This is a genomic window from Arthrobacter sp. PAMC 25486, assembly GCF_000785535.1.
Classification (GTDB): domain Bacteria; phylum Actinomycetota; class Actinomycetes; order Actinomycetales; family Micrococcaceae; genus Specibacter.
The window spans coordinates 3,352,526-3,377,710 of record NZ_CP007595.1 but is presented as its reverse complement, the minus strand read 5'-3'; the positions used below and the strand labels follow the sequence as shown (position 1 = coordinate 3,377,710).

24 protein-coding genes, 1 tRNA gene, 2 pseudogenes and 2 riboswitches are annotated in these 25,185 nt (G+C 63.9%); of the genes and pseudogenes, 18 read left to right on the top strand and 9 right to left on the bottom strand.

The annotated features are described in order from the left end of the window. Positions 1-3 precede the first annotated feature (3 nt). The 5 genes from art_RS15470 (at position 4) to art_RS15450 (ending at position 5,723) form a co-directional block, all read left to right on the top strand. On the top strand, positions 4-2,043 hold the full coding sequence (locus tag art_RS15470; RefSeq protein WP_052136631.1) for a dipeptide/oligopeptide/nickel ABC transporter permease/ATP-binding protein: 2,040 nt from the start codon (positions 4-6) through the stop codon (positions 2,041-2,043). Continuing rightward, complete coding sequence (locus art_RS15465) at positions 2,040-2,867, top strand: ATP-binding cassette domain-containing protein (protein WP_052136630.1); 828 nt, start codon at positions 2,040-2,042, stop codon at positions 2,865-2,867. The genes art_RS15470 and art_RS15465 overlap by 4 nt, the downstream gene beginning before the upstream one ends. A 162-nt stretch (positions 2,868-3,029) precedes the next feature. Beyond that, a complete protein-coding gene (locus art_RS15460) occupies positions 3,030-3,959 on the top strand; it encodes a dihydrodipicolinate synthase family protein (RefSeq protein WP_038466227.1) in 930 nt (309 codons plus the stop codon). A gap of 116 nt (positions 3,960-4,075) precedes the next feature. Continuing rightward, complete coding sequence (locus art_RS15455; protein ID WP_038466225.1) at positions 4,076-5,008, top strand: ROK family protein; 933 nt, start codon at positions 4,076-4,078, stop codon at positions 5,006-5,008. A gap of 28 nt (positions 5,009-5,036) precedes the next feature. Next, positions 5,037-5,723 carry an N-acetylmannosamine-6-phosphate 2-epimerase gene (locus art_RS15450; RefSeq protein ID WP_038466222.1) on the top strand — a complete coding sequence of 229 codons (687 nt, stop codon included), beginning with the start codon at positions 5,037-5,039 and terminating at the stop codon, positions 5,721-5,723. Positions 5,724-6,031: 308 nt separating this feature from the next. Here art_RS15450 and mgtE read toward each other — a convergent pair whose 3' ends face one another. Then, entirely contained in the window at positions 6,032-7,396 is a 1,365-nt protein-coding gene (gene mgtE, locus art_RS15445; RefSeq protein ID WP_038466220.1) for a magnesium transporter, read from the bottom strand. A gap of 282 nt (positions 7,397-7,678) precedes the next feature. Continuing rightward, a riboswitch (M-box (ykoK) riboswitch) is annotated at positions 7,679-7,861 on the bottom strand. A gap of 556 nt (positions 7,862-8,417) precedes the next feature. Here mgtE and art_RS15440 point away from each other — a divergent pair. The 3 genes and pseudogenes from art_RS15440 to art_RS21145 all read left to right on the top strand — a co-directional run. Beyond that, positions 8,418-8,777: pseudogene (locus art_RS15440) on the top strand (transposase); the annotation flags it as partial. A 146-nt stretch (positions 8,778-8,923) separates the two neighbouring features. Beyond that, a pseudogene (locus tag art_RS23345) lies at positions 8,924-9,307 on the top strand (ABC transporter); the annotation flags it as partial. A gap of 157 nt (positions 9,308-9,464) precedes the next feature. Continuing rightward, a complete protein-coding gene (locus tag art_RS21145; RefSeq protein WP_052136627.1) occupies positions 9,465-10,088 on the top strand; it encodes a YhgE/Pip family protein in 624 nt (207 codons plus the stop codon). Positions 10,089-10,110: 22 nt separating this feature from the next. Here the strand turns inward: art_RS21145 and art_RS15430 are convergent, their stop codons facing one another. The 4 genes from art_RS15430 to art_RS15415 all read right to left on the bottom strand — a co-directional run bounded on the left by art_RS15430 (position 10,111) and on the right by art_RS15415 (position 13,943). Beyond that, a complete protein-coding gene (locus art_RS15430; protein WP_038466218.1) occupies positions 10,111-10,632 on the bottom strand; it encodes a histidine phosphatase family protein in 522 nt (173 codons plus the stop codon). 99 nt (positions 10,633-10,731) lie between these two features. Beyond that, positions 10,732-11,556, bottom strand: coding sequence for a winged helix-turn-helix domain-containing protein (locus art_RS15425; protein ID WP_038466215.1), 825 nt, complete (start codon positions 11,554-11,556; stop codon positions 10,732-10,734). 599 nt (positions 11,557-12,155) lie between these two features. Beyond that, positions 12,156-13,430: an MFS transporter gene (locus tag art_RS15420; protein ID WP_038466212.1), complete on the bottom strand. Its 1,275-nt coding sequence runs from the start codon at positions 13,428-13,430 to the stop codon at positions 12,156-12,158. Beyond that, on the bottom strand, positions 13,431-13,943 hold the full coding sequence (locus tag art_RS15415) for a MarR family winged helix-turn-helix transcriptional regulator (RefSeq protein WP_082000336.1): 513 nt from the start codon (positions 13,941-13,943) through the stop codon (positions 13,431-13,433). It lies immediately after the preceding gene. 203 nt (positions 13,944-14,146) lie between these two features. Further along, a riboswitch (cyclic di-AMP (ydaO/yuaA leader) is annotated at positions 14,147-14,325 on the top strand. 3 nt (positions 14,326-14,328) lie between these two features. Here art_RS15415 and art_RS23005 point away from each other — a divergent pair. Both art_RS23005 and art_RS21775 read left to right on the top strand, forming a co-directional pair. Next, a complete protein-coding gene (locus art_RS23005) occupies positions 14,329-15,063 on the top strand; it encodes a transglycosylase (RefSeq protein WP_253901376.1) in 735 nt (244 codons plus the stop codon). A gap of 89 nt (positions 15,064-15,152) precedes the next feature. Next, the gene (locus tag art_RS21775; RefSeq protein ID WP_157875289.1) at positions 15,153-15,437 is read left to right on the top strand and encodes a hypothetical protein; all 285 of its coding nucleotides are present in this window, start codon (positions 15,153-15,155) and stop codon (positions 15,435-15,437) included. A gap of 354 nt (positions 15,438-15,791) precedes the next feature. Here art_RS21775 and upp read toward each other — a convergent pair whose 3' ends face one another. After that, a complete protein-coding gene (gene upp, locus art_RS15400; RefSeq protein WP_038466210.1) occupies positions 15,792-16,430 on the bottom strand; it encodes a uracil phosphoribosyltransferase in 639 nt (212 codons plus the stop codon). A 22-nt stretch (positions 16,431-16,452) separates the two neighbouring features. Between upp and tadA the strand changes: the two genes are divergently transcribed. Beyond that, the gene (tadA, locus tag art_RS15395) at positions 16,453-16,950 is read left to right on the top strand and encodes a tRNA adenosine(34) deaminase TadA (protein ID WP_301537942.1); all 498 of its coding nucleotides are present in this window, start codon (positions 16,453-16,455) and stop codon (positions 16,948-16,950) included. A gap of 29 nt (positions 16,951-16,979) precedes the next feature. Here the strand turns inward: tadA and art_RS15390 are convergent, their stop codons facing one another. Next, positions 16,980-17,468, bottom strand: a complete 489-nt coding sequence (locus art_RS15390; RefSeq protein ID WP_253901375.1) for a hypothetical protein — start codon at positions 17,466-17,468, stop codon at positions 16,980-16,982. 28 nt (positions 17,469-17,496) lie between these two features. After that, positions 17,497-18,678 carry a crosslink repair DNA glycosylase YcaQ family protein gene (locus art_RS15385; RefSeq protein WP_038466208.1) on the bottom strand — a complete coding sequence of 394 codons (1,182 nt, stop codon included), beginning with the start codon at positions 18,676-18,678 and terminating at the stop codon, positions 17,497-17,499. Positions 18,679-18,759: 81 nt separating this feature from the next. Between art_RS15385 and art_RS15380 the strand changes: the two genes are divergently transcribed. From art_RS15380 to art_RS15355, 7 genes are all read left to right on the top strand, one after another. Then, positions 18,760-18,849, top strand: a tRNA-Ser gene (locus art_RS15380). A 371-nt stretch (positions 18,850-19,220) separates the two neighbouring features. Next, the gene (locus tag art_RS22305) at positions 19,221-19,361 is read left to right on the top strand and encodes a hypothetical protein (protein ID WP_157875288.1); all 141 of its coding nucleotides are present in this window, start codon (positions 19,221-19,223) and stop codon (positions 19,359-19,361) included. Between the two features lie 153 nt (positions 19,362-19,514). Beyond that, positions 19,515-20,309, top strand: coding sequence for a response regulator transcription factor (locus art_RS15375; protein ID WP_082000334.1), 795 nt, complete (start codon positions 19,515-19,517; stop codon positions 20,307-20,309). After that, positions 20,300-21,868 carry a cell wall metabolism sensor histidine kinase WalK gene (locus tag art_RS15370; protein ID WP_082000333.1) on the top strand — a complete coding sequence of 523 codons (1,569 nt, stop codon included), beginning with the start codon at positions 20,300-20,302 and terminating at the stop codon, positions 21,866-21,868. The genes art_RS15375 and art_RS15370 overlap by 10 nt, the downstream gene beginning before the upstream one ends. 33 nt (positions 21,869-21,901) lie before the next feature. Then, positions 21,902-22,579 carry a hypothetical protein gene (locus tag art_RS15365; protein WP_052136624.1) on the top strand — a complete coding sequence of 226 codons (678 nt, stop codon included), beginning with the start codon at positions 21,902-21,904 and terminating at the stop codon, positions 22,577-22,579. Between the two features lie 61 nt (positions 22,580-22,640). Further along, positions 22,641-23,345 (top strand): YcnI family protein, encoded by a 705-nt coding sequence (locus art_RS15360; RefSeq protein ID WP_038466203.1) that lies wholly within the window; start codon positions 22,641-22,643, stop codon positions 23,343-23,345. Between the two features lie 287 nt (positions 23,346-23,632). After that, positions 23,633-24,298 (top strand): DUF4232 domain-containing protein, encoded by a 666-nt coding sequence (locus art_RS15355; RefSeq protein ID WP_253901374.1) that lies wholly within the window; start codon positions 23,633-23,635, stop codon positions 24,296-24,298. 56 nt (positions 24,299-24,354) lie between these two features. Here art_RS15355 and art_RS15350 read toward each other — a convergent pair whose 3' ends face one another. Continuing rightward, positions 24,355-24,927, bottom strand: a complete 573-nt coding sequence (locus tag art_RS15350; protein WP_038466198.1) for a hypothetical protein — start codon at positions 24,925-24,927, stop codon at positions 24,355-24,357. Positions 24,928-25,185: the final 258 nt, after the last annotated feature.

Genomic DNA, 25,185 nt, shown 5'->3' with positions numbered 1-25,185 from the left:
GCCATGCGTAGCAAACTTGCCGAACGGCTCAGCGCGCCGGGCCTGCGTTTCAAGGCCCTGAACATGGGCTCCAAACTGGCCCTGATCTTCTTGGTCTTCATTGCGCTGGTGGCCATTCTGGCGCCGTTCCTCGCCCCGCACGATCCCTTGGAAACCGGCGATCCCGCCCAGGCACCGAGCACCGCACACTGGTTCGGCACTGACAGGATTGGCCGCGATGTCCTTTCCCGCCTGATGTACGGCGCCCAGGCGTCCCTCATGATCGGCCTTGGCGCAGTAGCCCTGGCCATCATCCTCGGCGCCACCCTCGGTGCCCTTGCGGCGACGTCCTCAAAGGGTGTCAATGAGGTCATCATGCGCCTCATGGATATCCTGATGGCGTTCCCGGGTATCGCCCTGGCCGCCGTGCTGTTGACCGCATTCGGCAACTCTGTGCCGACCATCATCATCGCGATCGCCATCATTTACACCCCGCAGCTGGCCCGCGTGGTCCGCGCCAATGTACTCTCCCAGTACGGTGAGGACTACGTCCGCGCCGAGCGTGTCATTGGTGCAGGTCGCGCCTACATCATGCTCAAGCACATTGTGCGCAACACTGCGGCCCCCGTTCTGGTGTTCGCCACCGTCATGGTTGCCGACGCCATCATCCTCGAAGCTTCGCTGTCCTTCCTGGGCGCTGGCATCCAGGATCCCGATCCCAGCTGGGGCAACGTCATCTCCTACGGCCGCAACCTGGTGCTTTCGGGCGGCTGGTGGGCAACCACCTTCGCCGGTCTCGTCATCCTCTTGACGGTGCTGTCCTTGAACATCCTGGCCGAAGGCCTCACCGATGCCATGGTCAACCCTCGCTTCAAGAAGGCTGCTCCTGTCAAGGACGACGACGGTTCGGCAGCTGCCGCTGTTGAGCTCGCCAAGGCCGATGCTGCTGCACGCGCAGCCATCGAAGATCCCTTCGCTGCGTTGAACAAGGAACTTTTGCTGCTGCAGGCAGTGGAACAGTCCCGCAACGACCGCCTCCCCCAGGTTGACGCGGATGCCCGCGTGATCCTTGAGGTGAAGAACCTTTCCATCCGTTTCCCCGGCCGCTTTGATCAAACCCCGATCGTTGACAACGTGTCCTTCACGGTTCGCGAAGGCGAAACCATGGGCCTGGTGGGCGAGTCAGGTTGTGGCAAGTCCATCACCTCGCTGGCCATCATGGGCCTGCTGCCCAAGACGGCAGAGGTCACCGGATCCATCAAGTTTGACGGCAAGGAACTACTGGACCCTGCCACCAAGCACAGCTCCGTGAAGGCCTATGACGGCCTGCGCGGGGAGCAGATCGCCATGGTCTACCAGGATGCGCTGAGCTCGCTCAACCCCTCCATGCTGATCAAGGAGCAGATGCTGCAGTTGACCCGCCGCAACGGCCGCAAGACCCCGGCCGAGCTGCTGGAACTGGTGCAGCTGGATCCCGTGCGCACGCTCAAGAGCTACCCGCACGAGCTCTCCGGCGGCCAGCGCCAGCGTGTGCTGATCGCCATGGCACTGTCCCGCTCACCCAAGATTGTGGTTGCCGATGAGCCCACCACCGCCTTGGATGTCACCGTCCAGAAGCAGGTTGTCGACCTGTTGAACGAATTGCGCGAGCAGCTTGGCTTCGCCATGGTCTTCGTCAGCCACGACCTTGCCCTTGTCGCCTCACTGGCGCACAAGATCACGGTCATGTACGCCGGCCAAGTTGTTGAATCCGGCCAGGCCTCGGAACTGCTGGCACACCCCACCCACGAATACACCCGTGGTCTGTTGGGTGCGGTGCTCTCCATTGAGTCCGACGCCGTCCGCCTGCACCAGATCCCCGGCACGGTCCCCTCGCCGCGGGAGTTTGCCAACGGCGACCGGTTTGCCAGCCGGTCCCAGCGTCCCGACGCCGACCCGGCCCAAAAGTTGGCGTTTGTCCCCATCACCCGTGACGGTGTGACAGGCGACCACTTCTGGGCCAGCCACAAGAAGGAAGATGCCGCGACGGTTTCCGCCGCAGCAGTTACGGAAGGTGCCTCATGAGCAAGCACGCATCAGGCTCAGCCGCCAGCGGACTGACCCCTGTCATCGAGCTGAAGGACCTGCACGTCCATCACCGGACCCGTTCCGGCGGCCTGTTCAAGCCCAGCTACGTCAAGGCCGTCAACGGTGTGGACTTCTCCATCAGCCGCGGCGAAACCGTGGGCATTGTGGGCGAGTCCGGTTGTGGCAAGTCCACCCTCGCCTCCGTGCTGGTTGGCCTGCAAACTCCCACTTCCGGGCAGGTGTTGTTCCATGGCAAGCCCGCCATTAAGCGCAACGCCACCATGCGCAAGGAGTTCGGCCGCTCGGTGTCCGTGGTCTTCCAGGACCCGTCCACCGCATTGAACCCGCGCATGACCATCCAGGACATCCTTCTTGACCCGCTGGTTATTCACGGCATCGGCAATGGCGCCTCGCGCCTGGCCAAGGTCCGCGAACTGCTCTCGCTGGTTGGTTTGCCGCAATCGGCGGCCGAGGTCACGCCGTCGCAGGTTTCCGGCGGACAGCGCCAACGCGTGGCCATTGCGCGCGCACTGGCTCTAGGCCCTGACATCATGGTGGCCGACGAGCCCACCTCGGCACTGGATGTTTCCGTCCGCGCCCAGGTGTTGAACCTGCTCTCTGACCTGAAAAGGGAACTGAACCTGGGCATGGTTTTCATCAGCCATGACATCCAGACGGTCCGTTACGTTTCAGACCGCATCTGTGTCATGTACTACGGCCAGATCGTTGAACAGGGTTCGGCGGAGCAGATCTTCGACAACCCGTCCAACGATTACACGAAGAAGCTTCTCGGCGCTGCGCCGTCCCTTCTTCACATCTAATCCCCATGTCTTCCCGCTTTGGTGCTCCGCACCAAGGCGGGACCCTCGGACATGTGGGCCCATCCACGCCCTCCCAGGCTGGCGCTGGCGCGTCGGCCCGGGGCCCGGGCGTGTGGGCCACCAATTTTTCCCTATAATCAACACAATTTTGGAGCAATTCACGTGACTACCGTCGCAACCCGTTTCCAGGGCGTCATTCCCCCCGTCTGCACCCCCCGCACCGCCGAAGGCACCATTGATGTTCCCTCCTTGGAGAACCTCACCCGCCACTTGCTCGACGGCGGCGTGTCCGGCCTGTTCGTCAACGGCTCCTCCGGCGAGGTCACCCACCTGACCAACGCCGAGCGCGACACCGTGCTGACCACCATTGCCGGCGTCAACGCCGGACAGGTTCCGCTGCTGGTCGGTGCTGTTGAGCAGACCACCAACCGTGTTGTTGAAGAAGCACAGCGCATGGTCTCCCTCGGCGCAGACGGCATCGTGGCCACCAGCCAGTACTACGCCATCAGCAACCCGGAAGAGACCGGCCGCCACATCCGCACCGTTGCAGCCTCGGTTGACGTGCCGTTGTTCGTCTACGATGTGCCGGTCCGCACCCACTTCAAGATGCCCACCGACCTGCTCCTGGAGCTGGGCCGCGAAGGCGTCATCGCCGGTGTGAAGGATTCCTCGGGCGACGACGTCTCCTTCCGCCAGCTGCTCATCGGTGCCAAGGACATCCCGAACTTTGACATCTTCACCGGCCACGAAGTGGTTGTTGACGGTGCACTGCTCGGCGGCGCACAGGGTGTTGTGCCGGGGCTGGGCAACGTCGACCCCAAGGGTTACCGCCGCCTGTACGATCTCGCCATCGCCGGCGACTGGGCCGGTGCCGCTGCCGAGCAGGACCGCATCGCCGACGTCTTCAACATCGTCTACACCCCGAAGGCCGGCCGAGTTTCCGGCAACGCCGCGGGCCTGGGCGCGTTCAAGACCGCGCTGATGCTCATGGGCGTCATCAAGACCAACGTCATGAGCGCCCCCATGCTCTCCCTCGACGCCGATGAGACCGCAGCCATCAAGGTTATCCTTGAGCGCAACGGCCTGATCTAAGCACCCCTCTCTTGCAACTAGCCCGCAGTTGTGGTCGTGAAAACACCGTTTTCGGCACGTTCTACGACCACAACTGCGGGCCAGTTTTTGAGCTTTAGCACTTCAAAGGATTCTTCATGCGGTACGTAGTAGGCGTTGATCTTGGCGGAACCAAGACGGCGGCCGGAGTGGTGGCGGAAGACGGTTCCGTGCTGCTGACGGAGCAGATTCCCACGCTCAACCGCGACGGCGGCGAGGCCATTCTCGACGCCACCGCCGCCATGGTGCGTTCCCTGATTGACCGGGCCGCAGCGCTGGGCTCCACAGTTGACGCCGTCGGCGTCGGCTCCGCAGGCGTCATCAACGCGGCTGAAGGCACCGTCATCTCCGCCACCGACGCCATCCTTGGCTGGACCGGAACCGCCATCACGGCGGGACTTTCGGAGCGGCTGGGACTGCCGGCCGCCGTCGTCAATGATGTCCATGCCCACGCGCTCGGCGAGGCCTGGCAGGGTGCCGGCGCAGGCGCCGCAACGGCGCTCATGGTGGCCTTCGGCACCGGAGTTGGCGGCAGTTTTGTTGTTGACGGCAAGCCGCTGCTGGGGCACCACTTTGTGGGCGGGCATGTTGGCCACTTCGCCTCACCCCTGGCCGTGCACCGCGGCACCCCCCTGCCGTGTTCCTGCGGGCATTCCGGCCACGTGGAAGCCGTCGCCTCCGGGCCCGCAATCCACGCAGCCTATGGGCGCAACGGCGGCAGTTCTGCCTTGGCCGACACCCGTGCGGTCTTTGACGCGGCCAAGGCCGGCGACGAGCTGGCCTTGCACGTCATTTCCCACGCAGCTGCCGCCGCCGGACAGGCCGTGGGCGGGCTGATCAACATCCTCGACCCGGCAGTGGTTGTCGTCTCGGGTGGCCTGGCCGACGCCGGAGACCTATGGTGGTCAGGGATGGAAGCGGCCCTGCGCGCTGAACTCTTGGCGCCGCTGGCGTCCGTCCCTGTGGTGCGGGCAAGCCTTGGCAACAACGCCGCCATTGTGGGCGCCGCGTCCCTGGTCCTTGACCAATAATTCGCTTTTACCTTTTCTAGGAGTCACAGTGACACTGAAATTGACCAACTTTGATGCGCTGGCCGGACAGCTTGTGGTGTCCGCCCAGGCGTATCCTGGCGAACCCATGCGCGACCCCCGCACCATGGCCCAGGTGGCCGCGTCGGCTGTTACCGGCGGCGCCGCGGCAATCCGTGTGCAGGGCATTGCCGACATTCAGTTCGCCCGCGCGGCAGTGGAAGTTCCTGTCATCGGGCTGTGGAAGGACGGGCACGACGGCGTCTTCATCACCCCCACGCTGCGCCATGCCCTGGCCTGCGCCAGCGCAGGAGCGCACATCGTGGCCATCGACGGCACCCGCCGCCCCCGCCCGGACGGCCTGACCCTCGCCGAGACGATTGCCGGCGTGCACGCCAACTCAAATTCCCTCGTCATGGCTGATTGTGGCTCCTTCGAGGACGCCGTGGCCGCGGCCGAGGCCGGCGCCGACCTGATCGGCACCACCCTGGCCGGTTACTCGGGCGAGCGCCCCAAGACCGATGGCCCGGACCTGGAGCTCATCGCCGAAATCGCCGCCGCCAACTTGGGCAAGCCGCTCATCGCCGAGGGCCGGATCCACTCCCCCGCGCAAGCCCGCGCAGCCCTGGACGCCGGCGCCTTCGCCGTGGTTGTGGGAACCGCCATCACACACCCCTCCACCATCACCAGCTGGTTCAAGGCCGCCCTGGACGCCTAACTCCGGCCTCCTCTGGCCCCGCGGGTCCGCCCAGCAGAGGCCCCGTTCCCCGTCGATTACGACGGCGGACGGGGCCTTTTGCGTTTTAGACTTGTTCTTGTTCTTCTTCAAACAACTGCCGGCCCGCCATTGGCGTTCTAACCCCCGGCGGCTCCGAGCAGGAGGCCAAGTCCGATTCGGATCAGCATGTCGAGGAGGCCCATGAGGCTCCTTTCTAATCTTCAAGCAAATTGAGTCAGAGGCCGGCGGGCCACAGATAAAGGTGGTTCCCCGGCAGCCCTAGCCGCGGGGAACCACCAGCGGTGCCGTTAGAGGAGTATCTGGCTGGCAATAGCGAAGTAGATCATTACCCCTACACCGTCACAAATGCTGGTGATGAGCGGGGCGCTCGCGCTTGCCGGGTCTAGCCGGAGCTTACTGAGGAGAAAGGGCAATGACATGCCGATGACACTGCCAATAATTACGACGATGACCATGGTGAGGGCGACTACAACCGCGATTTCAGGCCCTCCGCGCACCACACCAATGATCGATACTGCGACCGCCATGCTTGCTCCAAGGAGCGATGCAACAAGCAACTCTTTGCCCAGGATCTTGAACCAATCCCGCATGACAACATCACCTGTTGCAAGTCCACGGACCATCAACGTCGCCGCCTGAGAGCCAGCGTTCCCCCCGCTATCAATCAACAGGGGTAGGAAGAAGACAAGGGCGACAACGCTTTCAATCAGTTCTTCATAGTGAGCAATGCCCGCGCCCGAGAAGATGTTGCCAAATACCAAGACGACGAGCCACACCACCCTGCTGCGGAAGAGCACCCAGATGGATGCGTCCTTGAGCGAGCGGGTCAGCCCTCCGGCCGAACTCAACCTACGGAAATCTTCAGTCGTCTCGGTATCGATGATCTCTGCCGCGCGATCAGCGGTAATCACCCCCAGTAGTCGCCCGTTCTGAACCACGGGAAGAGCGGCGAGGTCATGATCGTTGAGGAGCTTTGCGGCAAGTTCTCGATCAAGATCAGGTTCTACGCTTTGCAGGATCTCGTTCGAGAATTCTGTTAGCGCCATTTCAGCAGGCGCCGTCACGATCCCGCGAAACGATACGGCTCCGGTCAGAATACCGTCGGTATCGACAAGATAAACGTAGTTAGCCGCTTCCACGTTTTTGGCGAGATTTTGCAGTTGCGTGAGGGCGTCAGCGGCCTGTGTTTGTGCGGGAAGTACGAGGAAGCTTGGCGTCATGTTACCGCCAGCCGAATCACCTTCCCATTTCAGCAAACCGTCTACAGCATCACGCGCGGATGCACTCAGTGCACTCAGGAGACGCTCCCGGTCGGACGCAAGGAGCGCACGGATTCCATCGGCAATGTAATACGGAGAAAGCGTTTCGAGAACGCCATTCACGGTGCCGGTGTCAAGGAGTAGCGCTGCGGAAACACCGGCGGCAGGTGAGGCACTGGCGAACACGCGCCCTAGCTGCACTTCGCCGAAACGGTGTGAGAAGCTCCGAAGTTGTTCCGCGCTGAGCTTCGCCAACTCACTGGATCGTTGGCGAATAGTAGGCGTGGATGCGAGCCAGGTGTCGAGCCCGGCACCTGAATCGCCGTCAAGGACTTCTCGCAGGGTGAGGGATTTGTTTTTCTTTGGGGCTCGCTTGAGCTCTGTTGTAGTCATTGTCTGGTTCTTTCGGCATTAGGGCGCGCCAAATATCCCCGCCTGATACGAACAGGTCGGGCAATGCACACGGCGAGAACTATCGATGTCTATGCGCCGGGTGTGGCAACGCGGAAAAGAAAGGGTTAGTGGAATTCAGGAGGTCGACGCAATGTCGTAACCTTCGATCTCGGACTTCGACTCTTCATGTCGTCACCTCCTCATGCTCATACCGCTCGCGGCAATACGTCGCGCAGGCAACATCAGTATCAATACCAATGATTGCCGGCTACCCAAACGGGCCGCAGTCCTCCATGTCAGAGCTTTGGCACTACGCGACGTAGCCCATTCCAGCAATGCTGGAGGGCAGCCACTTGGGGTTAACCCTTGCTCCGGGAAAACCTGTCCTAACCTGACGACATCTCTCGATATTCGCCAGACCAGTGGCCTATATTCGCGCAGGAGCCTCACCGAACGAGGTACTGCATTAGCAACCATGTCCTGCTAATCCTGGAAAGTCAATTCGAGGTGATTCGTCCAGGCGTTGCTGAAGGAAGCGGGCGCGCTGTCCCGATCGACACGACCGACGACAGCGCGCTGACGGAGATCATGGGAACCACCGGATATGGTCCGAGAATCGAAGAAAGCATCGCGCAAATAGGTGCCCTTCACGAACTCGTACACCGGAGTACGGGCGCGAAAGCGCTCGTCGGGGTGCGGTCGCGACCGATATCGACGCGCGGGCAGGGTCTTGGATGAACCGCCTGCTCTTCGGCCAGCAGGCTCTCGATCTGCAGGTGCCGATACTCGCATTCCTCGTCATCTTCGCGCTTGACAATCGACTACACGATCTTCCTCGTGCACCGCGCCAAGGCAGACACTCAAACACTCGGCACACGCGGGCATGGTCGAAGCCGTCGCACACGCCGGCTGCGTAATCACCAGAGTAGCCATCGTGCTGGCAGTAGAGCTTGCGTCGCTCGGCGTGCCCCCACCCCTGACACCGGGCAATTCGAACTCATCTGTCAGAGCCGTGGCCGGCAATGGCACCGTGCTGCTCGTGGTGGACCAGCCCTCCACCATTGGCGCCGTGGCCGAGGCCTCGGCCGTCGCCGTGGCCGAGGCCTCGGCCGTCGCCGTGGCCCAGGCCGAGGGCGTCATGGTCGGCTACATTCCGGGACTGGCGATGCGCAGCATCGCCGACCTGCACCCCGGCGAAGCCAGTACGGCTGCCCGAGAAGCCGCCATCATTGCCGGAGCAGCACGGTCCATGTCACACACCCTGCGTTCCATCGTTTTCGCGGATGAGCAGGCCGCGGAACCGTCCATGGTGTGTGGTTTCGATGACGATCTGGCCAAGCAGGCCACCGCGACATCGAGCCGGCTCCGTGGCCTGCCTACCTAGATCCCCCTTGCCGCCAAAAACTAGCTCCTGACTTCCCTACGGACAAGCCGGTCACCCCGGTCCAAGCGTCCGTCGTGCAGCAGGGCGGCGAGCCAACGATCAATTCGCTATTGAGCGGAAATGGCACCATCCACTCACAGCTGATGAAGCCGGCCGACGGTGCGAAACGGCTGACGGATGGCGCGGCCATAGCAGCCAGCAACGACAAACTGAGCCAACTCGTCAGCGACGGCATCCTCAGCCCAGGCGGCTCAGATCCGCGATTTGTTCTCGTCTGCGGAACCCTCCCCACAGTCGCGGACTTGAAGAACCAGCTGGCCGCCGACATCCAAAAGCTGGCTGACGGATCCGCTGCCGTGTCCGATGGCGCCGCAAAGCTGGCCGGTGCAACACCGACACTCGCCCAGGCGATCGTGCAGGCGCACGCCGGCGCCGGTGAACTTGCCGACGGTGCTGCAACTCTCGCCACCGGCCAGCAAAACGCTCTCGACGGCGCCAACCAGCTGGCAGCCGGGGCCGGCAAGGTGGATACGGGCGCTGGTGAGCTGAAGGACGGCTCCGCCAACCTGTCTGCCGGCCTCGCGGAGCTGTCCACGCAATTGCGCAACGGTGCAGCTTCGGTGCCCGACCCCAACGACAAGGATAGAGCAGAATGCGGCAGGAGTCATCGCCGACCCCATCCGCGTGGATTCGGTGTCACAGGCCCAGGCAGCCAACTATGGTGCGGGACTGGCCCCTTTCTTTCTGGTTCTGGCCCTGTGGATCGGCGCGTTCATGCTGGTCCAAGTCGTGCGCCCGCTGACGGTGCGGGCGCTGGCTTCCAACGCACCTTCAGGGAAGATAGCTTTGGGCGGATGGCTGCCGTTTGCCGCAGTGGCCACGGCCCAGGCCCTGCTGCTGTACGCAGTGGTGAAATTCGGCTTGGGCCTGGAACCGAGCCATCCATGGCTGACCTTGGGCCTGTTGCTGCTGGCTTCGCTGGCATTCACTGCATTGATCCAGGAGGTCGTGGCGCTGCTGGGCATGCCGGGCAAGTTGGTGGTGTTGATCCTGCTGGTATTGCAGCTGGATTCCTCCGGCGGCACCGTCCCCTGGCAGACTACGCCGGAACCGCTGCACATCATGCACCAGATCCTGCCCATGGGGCATGTGGTCGAGGGCCTGCGGCACCTGATCTACGGTGCAGACCTGGGCCCCGCTGGTGCCCATCGCCCTTGGCCTGCTGGGTTACACACTGCTGGGACTGCTGTTCGCCTGGACCGCTGTCAGCAAAAAGAAGACGTGGACGCTGAAGACTCTGCTGCCTGAGATCGAGGTCTAGCCCAAGGAATTAGCGCGGCACCACGAAATTTCTCAGCTGGGCGTCTTGACCGTCCAAGGTGGCCCAATCGCCGTCGTGCTCAAAAACGGCGAAGGCGCTCGTAGGGAACCCCGAGGCCAGGTCCATGTACGCGTCCTGGTCCGAGTCCCGCGACGCCAGCCGCAGTGCGAGCGACTGAATCCCCGGCATGTGACTGATCACCATCAGCGTGGTGACAGTCTCGGGCACATGGTTCACCACGGAGAGCATCGAGGTGGCCCCGGCCGCGTACAGCGCGCTCTCCAGTTTGGGTGTGGGCGCCTTCTCCCCCAGCTGCTGGCACACCCAGGTGCACGTCTGCCTGGTCCGCAGCGCCGAGGAACACAGGATGAAATCCGGCACCACGCCGTTGTCCACCAGCCATTTTCCGGCCAGCGGCGCCTCGTTGTGCCCGCGCTGTGCCAGCGGCCTGTCATGGTCTTCAACGCCCAGCGGGAACGCCGCCTTGGCATGGCGCATCAGGATCAGCCGTTTAATGTGGTGTTCGCTCATTCCCACAGTTTAGTGATGTTAAAGAAGTACGACGGCGTTCGGCCCCCCCGGGTGGGCCGAACGCCGTCGTACTTTCCCGTAAGAAGGGCCGGGCAAACGCTAGATGGAGTATTCCGGGGCTGCCCAGACAACCACTTCGGGGTGCTCATAGAAGCGGTAGCCCTCGCCGCGGACGGTGCGAACTGTATTGGACAGGCGGCCCAGCTTGGAGCGGAGGCGGCGGATGTGCACGTCGATGGTGCGCTCGTTGGGGACCTCGTCCGCGTTGGACCAGAGGCCTTCCAGAAGCTCGTCGCGGCCCACGGTGCGGGTGCCGTTTTCCACCAGGTAGTTCAGCAGCTCGAATTCCTTGAACGTGAGGTTCAGGGTGTCACCGTCGAGGTGGACTTCGCGGCGGGCCAGGTCAATGAGGACGCCGGAGGGGCGCTGGTCGGCCACGGGAATGCGTGCGGCTTCCTGGCGCTGACGGGTGGCAACGGTGGGATCCCCGAACGTGGAACGGACCACGTCGAGCGGAGTACCCACGGCGTCCGACGGTGCGATCGCCACCGCGGCGTAGCTCTGGGCCTGCGGCACAAGAGTCTGGGCATAGGCGCGGATGTCTTGGGCGAGCTTGGCCAGTGAGGTGCCGGCGGTTGCGGCTGTGTCTTCGTCAACACCCACGTAGAGCACGAAGCCGCGGGCTACGTTGTCGGGGCTGACGCCGCGGAGGCGGTCACCGCCGGCAATCACGGGCGTCGGCGCGGTCATGGGGCTGTTGTCGCTGATGGGCACGGCGCGCAGGCGTTCCGCTGCGTTGCCTGCATCAGCGTGCTGGCTGTAGCCGGCCTGCTCAAGGTGGGCAGGGCGTGCGCCAGAGGTGCGGGTGACCGCCTTGGCTGCATTTCGAACAGAGATGTGGACGTATCCGGATGCTACTGACATTGAACTACCTAGGTGTATGGCCGTACTCGACGGCGCGAATGCTTCCATTGATTCCGTTTTCACGCGAGGAACCTTTGATGTCCTCATGGAGGGCCGGCCCAAGGGCCAAAGACTGGTGCCGCCCCGTTGCGGTTGCTGCTGAGGGTGTGGCGTCCAGGGTTTGTGAGCTAGGGCTGCATTCGACAACCACACATAAACCGTCCGGTCGATCCGAGGCGGTGCGTTGCTGCGGCTGCAGAATTCACTGAGTGGGTGTTCACATATGTCAGTCTGCTACGTAACAAAGCGAACCTGCAAGTAACATAAGCCCATAACGTCCACCATATGAGATTGTGGGCTATTTTGTGATGAAGCCGACCGTGTTGTTTTGCTCTCATATGGCGTGAGAAATTTGGAATACTCCGAATATATCCGCGATACACACCTAAGTCTTGGCAAAACATTCTGCACAAACTCCCATTTTGACCAAATAGTTCATCCGCGTCGGGAGCATGCCGGTAACGGTCCGGGCAAGTCGTTCCCGGCACCCAGCTTTCTACCAGAAAATGCCGCTAAGTAAACAAAGGTTTACCTAGCGGCATGCTCTTGTGGGCCGGAAGCTAGCCCGCCGTGCGGTGCAGCCCCTGCACCATGAAGGAGGGGCGCATGCTGCGGAACTGGTCGCGCAGCCTCACATTGTTGCGCCGGTTCATCATGACCAAGGCAATCAGGGCGGCAAGGACTGCCACCACGGCGCCCAGCCCCAGGGACCAGCGGGCGCCAAACTCGGTGGCGATCCAACCTACGAGCGGCGCCCCGATGGGCGTACCTCCCTGCAGCACCACCATGTACACCGCCAGCACCCGTCCACGCATGGCGGCGTCGGTGGTCAGCTGCACCGTGGTGTTGCAGGCATTCATGAACGTCAGCGATGCCAGGCCCACAGGAATCAGCGCCAAGGCGTAGAGCGCAAAGCTCGGCATGAAGGCGGCGATGGCAACGGTCACGCCAAAAGCGAGGGCGCCGCCCACGATGTACAGCATCCGCATGGTCTTGCGCCGCGCCGCCAGCAGCGCCGCCACCAGGGTCCCCACCGCCATGACCGAACCCAGCAGCCCGTACTCCCCGGGTCCCAAATGGAAAACGGTGGTTGCCATCAGGGCGTTGGTGATCTGAAAGTTCATCCCGAAGGTGCCCACCACGAACACCAGGACCATGATCATCAGCAGGTCCGGGCGCTGGCGGATATAGACCAGCCCCTCCCGAATCTGCCCCTTGGCCCGCGGCACGTGCACCGTCGGCACCAGCTCATGGGCACGCATCCGCCACAATGAAAGGATGACGGCAGCGAAGCTTGCCGCATTTATCAAAAACGCCGGCCCGGTACCCACCAGGGCGATGACAAGTCCGGCCACGCCGGGGCCGGCCAGGCGGGCCAGGTTGAAGGAGGCGCTATTAAGTGCGACGGCGTTCGGCACGTCTTCCTTGCCGACGACCTCCGAGACAAACGCCTGCCGGGACGGGGCATCAAAGGCGCTGGCCACGCCCAGCAGGAGCGCCAATACATACACGTGCCACAGTTGTACAGACCCGGTGACCACCAATATTCCCAACAAAAGCGCACAAAACCCCATACAGGTCTGCGTGACCAGCAGCAGCTTGCGCTTGTTGACCCTGTCCCCCAACAGGCCCGCATAGGGCCCAAGGAACACGATGGGCAGGAACTGCAGGCCGGTGACAATGCCGGCGGCCGTGCCTGAATTATTGGTCAAAACCGTCAGCACCAGCCAGTCTTGAGCCACGCGCTGCATCCAGGTGCCAATGTTGGACACCAGCGCACCCGTCACCCAGAGCCGGTAATTGCGGACCCGCAATGCGCGGAACATGGAATTCATCTAGGCGCTCATCTCCTGCAGAATCATGGCCGCCTCATGCAGGGTCGCTCGCTCCTGCGGGGTCAGGGCCGCCACCTGCTTCGCCAGCCAGGCCGTCCGCTTCGAGCGGGCACGCAGCAATGCTGCCGCGCCTGGCTCCGTGATCCGCACCAGCACCTGGCGCTTGTCCTGCGGGTTCTCTTCCCGGCCGACAAAGCCGGCCACATCCAACGCATTCACTATCCGGGTCATGGATGGCGCCTGGATCTGTTCCCGGGCGGCCAGCTGCCCCACCGTGAGCGGACTGGCCAAAATTCCGGCAAGCACCGAATACTGCCCCGGACTGATTTCGCGCGTTGCCGCCTCCGCCCGCAACCGCCTTGAGGTGCGCATGATCGCAACCCGCAACTCGGCCGCCAACGCCCCAACACCTATGGGCTTTCCGGTTTTGCGCCCACCCAGCCCCGAAGCAACGGGACCGTCGGCACGTGGCGAGGGGTCCGGCGTCGAACTTTCAGGGGAAAAATCAGTCATGGATGCTCAGCTGCCTCGAGGTATTTGGTTCCGTATCTTCAACTTTCATGGTAGATCGTTAGCATTGCTAAGTAAATGTCCGTTTGCTCACCCTGCTACAAAGGTCGTTACCAAAATGTGACACATGGTCTCGTTTCGGTTAAAGTGGAAAGAGTGCCGTCTGAACCAAGCGTGGTTCATGGCATTGATGGACGGCTCGCCGAGCTCTGCCGCCGCCCATTTCCATCGAGAAACATGGCAGAGACGGGGGACCCAATTTTTGCGGGCCTCCTCAATGTGGAGACCCTTGGGGTTAAGCCGGTGCAGTGATTTTCAAAGACTGCGGCGGCCGGATTCTCTAGTCCGTTCCCGACAGCTCACCTCGCAGGCGTAGAGAGGCTCCCTCATGTCTGCTGCTCCGCAGCGCGGCCGTCGCCGTGCCGAACCAGTCCGCCGCCCGTCGATTTTTGGGCACGCATCAGCCCGCACAGGCGCCCGCACCGCCGGGCACGCCGCCGCGGCACCCGCCTCTCCCGGCGCCACGGCCGTCAGTGCCACGGCCAAGTGCATGGCTGCACTGGCCGTCGTTGGCGCGCTCGTCGCCGCCGGCGGCGTCGCCGCGCAGATCGGCGCACCGTCCGGCCCCGACAGCCTGGCCAGCGTGGTCTCTGCCGCCGAGGCACCGGCAACCGTTCCGGGCGGTTCATCCCCGGCCGTTTCCGCCCCGCTTGACGCCGCCATCACCTTCCCGGGCGTGAACGTCACCTCGAGCGCCTCAGCAGCCCCGGTCCCCGTGAAGGCCGAGGCCGATGCCGTCAAGCCCGTGGCCGTTGACGATCCCGCCGGCGCCCAGGCCTACGCCGCCGGCCAGCTTGGCTCCTTCGGCTGGGGCGCCGACCAGATGAGCTGCCTGACCCAGCTCTGGCAGCGCGAATCCGAGTGGCTTACCTCGGCAGAAAACGTCTCCAGCGGCGCGTACGGCATTGCCCAGTCCCTGCCCGCCAGCAAAATGGAAAGCACCGGCAGCGACTGGTCCACCAACTATGAAACCCAGATCCGCTGGGGGCTCGGCTACATTCAGGGCCGCTACGGGTCACCCTGCGGCGCCTGGGGCCACTCGAACGCCGTGGGCTGGTACTGATTCCCATCGGCCTGCTGCCCATCCCCGGCGGCACCGTCGAGCTGCGTGATGCCCGCTCGGGCACGTCCCGCCTGGTCACGCTGGCCCCTTTGAGCTGGGCCGCACGCACATCACCGACGGCTTTGTGGCACCAGGTGATGGCCGACGGCGGGAGCCCGCCATCCGCCGTCGGCCTTCCTGCGCACCCGGTCACCTGGTTTCGGGCCGGCCGGTTTTGCAATGCGGCCTCCGGCCTGGCGGGGACGTCCGCACCAACGTACGGTTCGCTCGCGGAGATTGCGTGGACGGCGCTCAACGGCGTGCCGGGCCCGCAGCCGTTGGCCGGGAAACTGCCCCATGGTTTTGGCGTGTTCGCCAGGCTCGGCAAGGTCTGAAAATGGTGTTGGGACTATGCCGACACGGCACGTTATGGGGCCACCGAAGTCTGCTCGGGGCCGGCTGGGACGATCCGATCTGGAGCGCCCGGGCAGCAATGCGCAGGGGCAACGCGCCCGATGCAGTGCTGGCGGATGTGGGGTTCCGGGTTACGCACGGAGCTGTTGGATCGTCCGGTGCCGAGGATGGAACTGGGGGCGTTGGTTCGGCCGACGCGCAGGGCTGATCGCATGCGGCCGACCACGAAAAAGCCGCCGTTTGACGCAATTGCCATGGTTTGAACCATCGCAATTGCGTCAAACGGCGGCTTTTCCCACGAACTGTGGCACTGTGCCAGCCAGTGGACGAGTTGGTTAGTCCACCACGCCGTAGAGGCGGTCGCCGGCGTCGCCGAGGCCCGGGACAATGTAGGAGTTTTCATCCAGGCCCTCGTCGATCGCGGCCAGGACCACGTGGACGTTATCGCGCCCGCCGTGGGCCGCTTCCAGCTTCGCCAGGCCTTCCGGGGCGGCAAGCAGGCAGATGCAGGTGATGTCCGCGGCGCCGCGGTCAAAGAGGAACTTGAACGCCTCAATCAGGGTGGCCCCGGTGGCCAGCATGGGGTCCAGCACGTATACCTGCCGTCCGGTGAGATCTTCCGGCAGGCGTTCGGCATAGGTGATGGCCTCGAGGGTTTCCTCATTGCGGGCCATGCCCAGGAAGCCAACCTCGGCGGTGGGCAGCAGGCGGGTCATGCCCTCGAGCATGCCCAGGCCGGCGCGCAGGATCGGCACCACCAGGGGCGTGGGCTTGACCAGCCCGGTACCAATGGTGGACGTCACTGGCGTCTCAATATTCACCGGCTGGACCCGCACCCCGCGCGTGGCTTCATAGGCCAGCAGGGTCACCAATTCTTCGGTGAGCTGACGAAAAACGGGTGACGGTGTGTTCTTGTCTCGAAGGACCGTCAACTTGTGGGCAATAAGCGGATGATCCGCAACCAGTACGCGCATGAATAAAAGCTACCATTGAGCCGTGCCCAACACATCGAATTTTCGCCCGATCGAGACCACCACCACGGTTTTACATGCCCAATGGATGGGTCTTGCACTCGCTGAAGCCCAGCGTGCCCTGACAACGGCGGATGTGCCAATTGGCGCCGTCGTGCTTGGGCCCGACGGGGAAGTCCTGGGTTTGGGCCGCAATGAACGTGAGGCACACGGGGACCCGACGGCGCACGCCGAGATCGTGGCGATCCGCGAGGCGGCCACGAAACTGGGGTCGTGGCGGCTGGCCGGCTGCACGCTCGTGGTGACGCTGGAGCCGTGCACCATGTGTGCCGGGGCAATTGTCCTGGCGAGGGTGCCGCGGGTCGTTTTTGGGGCGTGGGATGAGAAAGCCGGCGCGGCGGGGTCGGTGTTTGATGTGCTGCGCGAGCGGCGCCTCAACCACTGGGTCGAGGTGTTTCCGGGCGTGCGCGAGGACGAATGCGCGGCGCTTTTGCGGGACTTTTTTACCAGCCACCGCCAATAGCTTCAACACCGCCGGCAGCTTCAGGGCTCTCAGGGCTCGATCGTGAGCGGCTTCGAGGGCAGCGTGCAGGAGGCCAGTTCGATGTCCGGCGCAGCATCGGCGCCCACACCGGGGTTACCCATCCGGTTGTTCCGTCCGGTGTCGTCGCACCAGTCGAGGTTCCACGGGTAGGCGTTCACCGCGCCTTGGCCGGGGACGGCAGAATCGGGGACCTTGACGGCGGCACTGAACCCTCCGGCGTCGTTCATGGGGGCCAGGGTATCCACTACTTTTTCACCCGAACCGTCGGTGATTTCCAGCAGGATCTGTGCGTCGGCGCCGTAGCGGGGGTCGCAGTCGGCGTCGTCGGCCTTGACGGTGAGGTTCCCGCCGGGCCGGATGGTGTCGGCGCTGATCGAGAACGGTGGCGGCATGCAGCCCGAGCCCTGAGGCGCCGCCCCGGGAGTCCCACCGCAGCCTCCCGTAGTGAGCACCGCTGCGGCAATGACCCCCGACAGCACCCAATTCAGTCCAGCCATTGCTTCTCCCCCTGTTTCACCGCGCCTTTTACCGCGCCGCTGCGTTGAGTGCGTCGATCCGTTTTTGCCGGCTCGACGCCGAATCCAGGCTGAAGGAGCGGAAATCGCCCAGATCCTCGCGAACCCATGATTCAATCTCTTCCACCTTATCGTTGACCGCCAGGGTGGGTGGCTCGAAAGTCCAGTGGGCCAGGCGTTCCTGACCGGGGTCGTACTGCCACAGCCCGATGATCCGGCCGCGGTCAACGATGGGGTGGTCGGGCAGGTCGGCCGTCAGGGCGAGTTTTTCCTTGCCGATGGCCAGGCCGCGGTCCTCCTCGGCGACGTGGTCCGCCGAGTTGCGGCGCAGCAGGAACAAGGAATCGGAGCCGGCGAGCAACTGGATCTGCTCCTCCTGGGGTGCCGTGAACGTTGCAGCCGCCTCGACGTCTTCCGGCAGCATCCACAGCCCGTCCGGATCGACGACTGTGGATTCCACCGCGTTGACGGCTGCGAGCGCCGCCTTGGTCTGCGCCACGGTGAAGGCCGTGAACCACTGGGTCTGCTTGAGTGTGGCGCCGCCGGTCCAGCGCAGGTAGTTCTCCATCAGTTTTGCCCGGGCCTGTTCCGGCGATTCCTCCGGGGCCGGCAGTCCCCAGGCCGTGTAGGCGTAGCGCTGCACGTCCAGCCGGCCGTTGAGGGGTACGCGGCGGATGCGGCCGTCGGCCTGCAACAGTCCCAGCGCTGTGGGGAGCGTGGTTGAGGCGCCCTTCTTCTTGCCTTCCTCGCCCAGGCTTCGCACGGCACTGCCCAACTTGTCTTTGAGTACTTTAGGGTCAAGCGGGAGCGTCGAATCCTGGAGCAATTCGAGCACCCGCTCCTCAAGGTCCTTGAGCTCTTGCCGGTCGACGCCGAGCTTGTCCAGCACCTTGGCGGTTGCTTCGGCCGCTCCCTGCCCAAGGGACAGTCCCCACGCGAAGTCGTCCGCGCCCAGGACATAGGTGCAGCCGCGCGCCGTCGGTAGTTCATGGATGCGCAGGGCCGCCATGTCGGCGTCGGCTTGTTCCCTGCGGATGCCAGCACGGGAGAAGAGTGTCAGGTAGGGGTTGGCGCCGCCGATGGAGCGTGCCCAGCCTGTTTTGCCGAGCACGTCGGCGGCGCTGCTGCCCGCCAGCGATCCGTCCAAGCCTTGTTTGTGCCAGCTCCAGGCACGCCGCGTTGCATTGTCCATGTGCCCATCTTGCACCCTTTCAACGGCGGCGGGGCCGCCCATTTTTGTTGTACGGCGTTGACCCGGTAAGGTTGACGCGTTGGTGACGTGTCCGAGCGGCCGAAGGTGCAACACTCGAAATGTTGTTCAGGTGTGAGCCTGACGTGGGTTCAAATCCCACCGTCACCGCCAAGTGGCAAGGCCCCTGCTTCCCTTTGTTTATAAGGAAAGTGGGGGTTTTGTTTTGCCCGGAATCAGGCTGGTGGCAACATTCTGCCCAGGTTTGAAATTGAAACCGGGGCAAACCCGCGAACCGCCCCAAAAGAAGATACGCCGTTCTCGCAGGCCCCCGTTCTGGCGGCGCTGACGGTGTTGCCAGTCCGTTGGTAGAGCTCAGCAGTCACCCGCGCGGCCTCATCTGCGGCAACTTGGCCGGAATTGGTAAGCTTAAACATCCGCCGATGCCTTCGGCGAGCATTTTTCGTTGTGCACCGCACCAGCGCGGCAGCAAAGCAACGTCGATCCCGGCCCGGATTCTCATGGCCGTTGAACAAAGGAAACCAGTGGGTACTCAAGCAAAAGCACAGTCCGCAGCACACGCCTCTGAAAGCACCAGCGGCGACATGGCCGGCAACATCATTGGCGGTGCGGCAGTGCTCATCGGCGTCGTGGGTTTTGGCCTCTTGATCTTTTTTGGCATGTAAGAACACAGCGCTTCGCAAAACGCCCATCGGAGTTTCCGGTGGGCGTTTTTTACGTTCCAGCCACATGAACCAGCCGCCTCCATATCCATCGGACACAGAAAACTCCCAGCAACCACCCAGCCTCCGCGGCGGCGGATGCCGGAGAATGGGAACATGTCCAGTTCTGCATCCGAAGCCACAACACAGGCGTCAGCATCCGTCACACCCGAGTCAGCACCCGCACAAAAATCGGCGCCCCTGCCCAAGCTGACCCGTGCGGACGGTGAACCCATCCGCGCCCTCGTGGTCGACGATGAACCCGAGCTGGCCGACCTCATGCGCCGCGGCCTGGAAATGACCGGCTGGGAGGTCAAAACCGCCAACGACGGCTTTGCCGCGATAAAGATCGCCCGCGAATTCGTGCCGGACGTGCTGGTCCTGGATGTCATGATGCCGGGCATGGACGGTGTCGAGCTGCTACAAAAACTTCGCACGATCTACCCGGACGTCCCCGCCCTGTTCCTGACCGCCAAGGATGCCGTCTCTGACAGGGTGACGGGTCTGCAGTCCGGCGGCGACGACTATGTCACCAAGCCGTTCAGCATGAAGGAGGTGCTGCTGCGGCTGCACCGGGTTGTACAACGTTCCGGCATCACGGCCCCGCAGTTCGCGCTCCTCACCGTCGGGGACCTGACCCTGAACAAGGACACCAAGTCCGTCCAACGTGCCGGTACCGAGATCCCCCTGACAACCACCGAGTTTGAACTACTGAAATTTCTCATGGAAAACCCGCGGCATGTGTTGAGCAAGTCCCGCATCCTGGACCGCGTCTGGAACTACGACTTCGGCGGCCAAAGCAACATCGTGGAACTCTATATTTCCTACCTGCGCAAGAAGATCGACGCCGACCACCCACCCATGATCCACACCGTCAGAGGCTCCGGCTACGTGATCAAGCCATGCCAATAACCAATCCCAGAATCCAGCATCTGCTGCGTCCCACCGGCTGGCACCTGAGCACCCGCCTCGTCTCCGTCATGCTCGCCCTGCTCACCGTCATTTGCGTCCTGGTGGGCCTGGTCAGCTACGCCGCGCTGAGCATGACGGTGAACAGCCAGCTGGACTCCTCCCTGCAACAGGCCTCCGTGCGCACCGCCGCGTTCTACACCAGCCAAGCCGGAGCCGGTCTCCCCGATCCCCTCGATGCCCGTGCCACCAGCGCAGGCCAGTTGAGCGCGGTCCTGAGCAACGGCGTCGTGCATTATGCAGGCATCCTCTCACCAACTGGCGCACGCCAACAGCTCACCACAGCGGATGCCGACATCCTTTCAAACCTCTCCCCGAACGGCGATCTCAGCAGCAAAAAGCTCTCGATCGGCATGTACCGGCTGCAGGCTGAGGCCGTGCCCTCTGGCGCCTTCCTCATCACCGGCCTGCCGCTTACCGCCACCCAGCAGACGCTGTCCACACTGGTCCTCTCGATCGTGCTGGTCTCACTCGCCGGGCTGCTGGCGCTGGGCTGGGCCGGGACGCTCATCATCCGCCGCAACCTGCGCCCGCTCGCGCAGCTTTCGGAGACGGCCACCCAGGTATCCACGCTGAGGCTCGACGCCGGAGAGGTCGCCTTGAGTGCCCGAGTCCCCGACACTGCCGCCCACCCGGGCACCGAAGTGGGCAATGTGGGCAGCGCCTTCAACGCCATGCTGGACAATGTCTCGCACGCACTGCAGGCCAGACAGCACAGCGAAACGAAACTGCGCCGCTTTGTTGCCGACGCCAGTCATGAGCTGCGCACCCCTTTGACAGCCATCCGGGGCTATGCCGAGTTGCTGTCCATGACGGAGCCGCTGAGCGCCGACGGACAAACCGCGCTGGGCCGGGTCCAGGACCAGTCGGTGCGGATGAGCCGGCTCGTGGAGGATCTGTTGACGCTGGCCCGCCTTGACGAGGCGCAGCAATCCGTGGGCGGGACGGCCGGACGCCCGCTGCAGGCGCTGAACCTCAGCCCCCTGGTCATGGAGACGGTGAACGACGTTCAAGTTGCCACCCCCGACCATGCCTGGAGCTTCACGGTTCCCGATGACGCCGTGGAGGTGTTGGGCGAGGACGCCGCCCTGCGGCAGGTGATGCTGAACCTGCTGGGCAATGCCGCCAAGCACACGCCGGCGGGAACGGCCGTCCATGCCGCCCTGTCGCGGGCTGCCGACGGATCCTGCACCTTGGTGGTCAGCGATGACGGCCCCGGCATCGACCCGGCGTTCCAGGACATCATCTTTGACAGGTTTTCACGCGCCGACCAGGCCCGAACGAGCACCACCGGCAGCACCGGGCTGGGGCTGAGCATTGTGCAGGGGATCGTGGCAGCCCACGGCGGCACCGTTTCCGTGGACAGCCGGCCCGGGCACACCGCGTTCACCGTCCACCTGCCCCCGGCCAGCCGCCCGGCCCCGGCCACTAGCACCACCGGTGATTCGCCGTCCGGGCGCACCGCAACTTCCCAGGTGTCGACACCGACCTTTCCTCGATAAGCTGTACGAGTTGGCTTAATCGAAGGGAGCAGTGTGCCGCACGCTCCTTTCAGGCTGCTCCGAACCACGGTGGTGGGCGCCACGGTCTTGGGCTTGGCAGCAGGGGCACACCTTCTGGCCGGAGGCACCCTGCCTGTTCCGCCCATCATGGCGGCACTGCTGGCACTTCACATCCTCTGCTCCACCATTGCCACAAGATTCCGTTTGAACCTGCCTGCCATGGCCGCCTTGCTGACCAGCAGCCAGCTGGTCCTGCACCAGGCATTTGACGCACTCTCCCATGGCGCCCATCTGACGGGCGCCAATCTCGCCAACGCCCAGGGCAATGAGATGCTGGCCCACCACAGCATGCCGGCCGAGTCCCATGCGTCGGCCATGCTGGCGCAGGCCACCTCCGCCATGGCCAGCACCGCTATGGCTCCCGGCGTGGAAGCCATGGGCCACGCCAGCCACCTGTCCGGCTGGATGCTGGCCGCCCACGTCGCGTCGACCCTGGCAGCGACAGGCCTGCTCGCCTACGGCGAAAACGCCCTCTGGTCCCTCGCGAACTGGCTCCGGCCGCTCTACAGGCGCGCCGCCGTCGTCCGTGTTCTGCCGGCCCAGGCCAGAGTGCCGGGCATTATTGTGCGCCCCTTGCCCAGTCTTCCCTGGCGCAATGTCCGGCCGAACACCCGGCGCGGGCCGCCCCTGCGGGCAGCAATTTTCGTCTAACACCCTTCGACCTATTCGCGGGGTGTCCACCCTGTAATTTTGTGTTCGAAAGGTTTTACCCATGCGTTTTTCCCGCACCCTCACGTCCACCGCCGCCGTCGGCGCCACCGCAGCCCTGATGTTGCTGGGGCTGGGCGCCGCGTCGGCCCATGTCGATGCCACAGCCACCGAAACCACAGCCGGATCCTACTCGCTGGTCACGTTCGCTGTTGGCCACGGCTGCGACGGCTCGTCCACCACGGCGCTGACCATTACGTTGCCGGACGAGCTCAACGACGCCACCCCCACCGTCAACCCGAATTGGACCATCAGCAAGTCGGTGCAGAAGCTGGACACCCCGGTCACGCTGGCCAACGGCAGCAAGGTCAGCGAGCGCACCGCGTCCATCACCTACACGGCCAAGACCCCGCTGGTTGACCATGAGCGCGACACCTTCACGCTCTCCCTGCAATTGCCCGACACCTCCGGAACCACCCTGTATTTCCCCACCCTGCAGACGTGCGAGACCGGCCAGACGGATTGGAAGGAAATTCCGGCCGAGGGCGCCAGCCACGATTCCGTCAAGTCCCCCGCCCCCTCCTTGGCTGTGACGGCCGCTGTTGAGGGCGACGGGCACGGCACTGCCGCGGGGCATGACGAGGCTGCTTCCTCTGATGTGAAGAACGACGGCGGCACCTCCTGGGCTGCCTGGCTCGGCCTGGGTGCCGGGCTGGCAGGGCTCGTCCTGGGCGGCCTGGCATTCCTGCGCACCGGCCGCAAGGCGTAACTAACCTTTTCGTGGATCTGAGACGCAGTTGTTGCAGCAGCATGCCGCTAGCAAGCGCTTTCCACTGCAACAATTGCGTCACTGCTTTTGGGCCTGCCCCAACCACCCGTGAACTCGCAGTTAACGCGCTCTCGAACGCCTGGGAGAGCATTAACTGCGAGTTCGCGGGCGGTGCAAGAGCGACGGCGGTGCTTGACGGGCGGATTTGCCAGGGAAATGTCCAGGCAGCTGGGGTTGTGCTGCGAGCCTTGGTTGACTCGTGCGGCCATCGGCGGAAAAGTGGAGGCATGAACACCCGAATGAGCCGCCACGCCCGCACGTTCCGTCTCCCGAAGGTTCTTGCGGTCGCAGCAACACTGGGAATTGCGGCCTCCCTGGCTGCCTGTGGCCCGCAGAATTCACCGGCCCCCGGCTCCACCGGGACGCCCAGCACCCCGTCAACCACCTCTGCGGCGCCCAGCCCCAGCACCAGTGCACCGTCGGCAACTGCTGGAGCAACGCCGTCGTCCACGGCAAACGCCACACCGGCGGAAACACCGCTGTGCACCGCAGCATCACTAACGGGCGCACTGGACAGCAACGGCGGCGGCGCGGCGGGAAGCATCTTCATGAACCTGGTCCTAAGCAACAGCACCTCCACTGCCTGCATTCTGGACGGCTACCCCGGGGTGTCGCTGGTCCAGGCTGGCAGCATCAACCCCATCGGCGCACCGGCTGAACGCAACGCACAGGCCCCCTCAAACGGGCCCATTACGCTGGTGCCGGGCGCCAGCGCCTCGGCTGTCCTGCGCTACACGCAGGCCGACAACTACCAGGATTGCCAGCGCGAACAGGCGGATGCGGTGCTCGTATACCCGCCCGGTGCGGAGGACCACCTGGAAATCGCGCACCCCCTGACAGCCTGCAGCAATGCCGGCATCAAGCTGCTGAGCATCGGCGCGTTCCAGCCCTAACTGCCCGGACGTCCGTGCCGCAAAACGTTGCCGGTCCGGCTTAGGACGGTGCTAGGTCACCGTCCGCTGCGCTGATCACCGGGACGACTCCAAAGCTCGGGCTTTAAGGCCTCGGCCGGGTCGAACTCCTCAAAGGAGCCGATGAAGCCTGGGTCGCTGTCCTGGGCTTCCCGGCGGCGGCCATTGCGCAGAACATAAAGCTGGTTTGCGGTAAATGCCAGCACGCCCGTGGTCACCAGGTGCAGCGCGCTGCCCCACACGTCGGCGTGGATGAGCATGGCCAGGAACCCGGCAAAAAAGACGGCGGCACCGGCGGTGATGAGCAGCCTGAACCGCTCAAACCAGCCGTAACCAACGATGGCCGCACCCAAAACCAGCCACGGGCCCGTGCCATTGAGGAACGGGATTAGGGAAAACAGCACAACGCCCAGAACGCTGCCGCCGATCAGGTATAGGTAGTGGTTTCGAGGGGCAACCCACCAGGACGGGTTCTTCCACAGCCAGAGCGCACTCAGCCCGCCAACGATCAGCGCACCGACCGCAAGGACTCCGGCGTCGGCCCCCTGACCGCGTTCGGCCACCATGGTGATGGCACCTGCGAACAGAAACAGCAGCGAGAAGCCAAGCATTGGAACCCAGTTGTTCCCTATATGCCGTGTCTGCACTGCCCCCACCAATCCAAAATAATGCGGAGACTCCGGCGCGCGCCGCAGGCAGCGGACCGGCATCGGCACTCTTTGCCGCTCCTACCGTTAGATTACCGCGTAGCTCTGACACTTTCGTACTGCAGCCGGTGTCTTTCGCACCACGCCGCCGCAATTCACGCCGTTCGGTCCAGAATGTCGGTCCCATGCGGCATGATGGAGCCGTGCAAGGAACAACGCCAG

Bases quoted from the DNA above. Each gene is read 5' to 3' on its own strand.
- art_RS15350 (WP_038466198.1), bottom strand. From the start codon at position 24,927: ATGCTTGGCTTCTCGCTGCTGTTTCTGTTCGCAGGTGCCATCACCATG.
- art_RS15470 (WP_052136631.1), top strand. From the start codon at position 4: ATGCGTAGCAAACTTGCCGAACGGCTCAGCGCGCCGGGCCTGCGTTTC.
- art_RS15420 (WP_038466212.1), bottom strand. From the start codon at position 13,430: ATGAATTCCATGTTCCGCGCATTGCGGGTCCGCAATTACCGGCTCTGG.
- art_RS15370 (WP_082000333.1), top strand. From the start codon at position 20,300: ATGCCAATAACCAATCCCAGAATCCAGCATCTGCTGCGTCCCACCGGC.
- art_RS15390 (WP_253901375.1), bottom strand. From the start codon at position 17,468: ATGGCTGGACTGAATTGGGTGCTGTCGGGGGTCATTGCCGCAGCGGTG.
- art_RS15385 (WP_038466208.1), bottom strand. From the start codon at position 18,678: ATGGACAATGCAACGCGGCGTGCCTGGAGCTGGCACAAACAAGGCTTG.
- art_RS15465 (WP_052136630.1), top strand. From the start codon at position 2,040: ATGAGCAAGCACGCATCAGGCTCAGCCGCCAGCGGACTGACCCCTGTC.
- art_RS15375 (WP_082000334.1), top strand. From the start codon at position 19,515: ATGTCCAGTTCTGCATCCGAAGCCACAACACAGGCGTCAGCATCCGTC.
- mgtE (WP_038466220.1), bottom strand. From the start codon at position 7,396: ATGACTACAACAGAGCTCAAGCGAGCCCCAAAGAAAAACAAATCCCTC.
- art_RS15425 (WP_038466215.1), bottom strand. From the start codon at position 11,556: ATGTCAGTAGCATCCGGATACGTCCACATCTCTGTTCGAAATGCAGCC.
- art_RS15415 (WP_082000336.1), bottom strand. From the start codon at position 13,943: ATGACTGATTTTTCCCCTGAAAGTTCGACGCCGGACCCCTCGCCACGT.
- art_RS23005 (WP_253901376.1), top strand. From the start codon at position 14,329: ATGTCTGCTGCTCCGCAGCGCGGCCGTCGCCGTGCCGAACCAGTCCGC.
- art_RS15355 (WP_253901374.1), top strand. From the start codon at position 23,633: ATGAACACCCGAATGAGCCGCCACGCCCGCACGTTCCGTCTCCCGAAG.
- art_RS15455 (WP_038466225.1), top strand. From the start codon at position 4,076: ATGCGGTACGTAGTAGGCGTTGATCTTGGCGGAACCAAGACGGCGGCC.
- art_RS15360 (WP_038466203.1), top strand. From the start codon at position 22,641: ATGCGTTTTTCCCGCACCCTCACGTCCACCGCCGCCGTCGGCGCCACC.
- art_RS15430 (WP_038466218.1), bottom strand. From the start codon at position 10,632: ATGAGCGAACACCACATTAAACGGCTGATCCTGATGCGCCATGCCAAG.
- upp (WP_038466210.1), bottom strand. From the start codon at position 16,430: ATGCGCGTACTGGTTGCGGATCATCCGCTTATTGCCCACAAGTTGACG.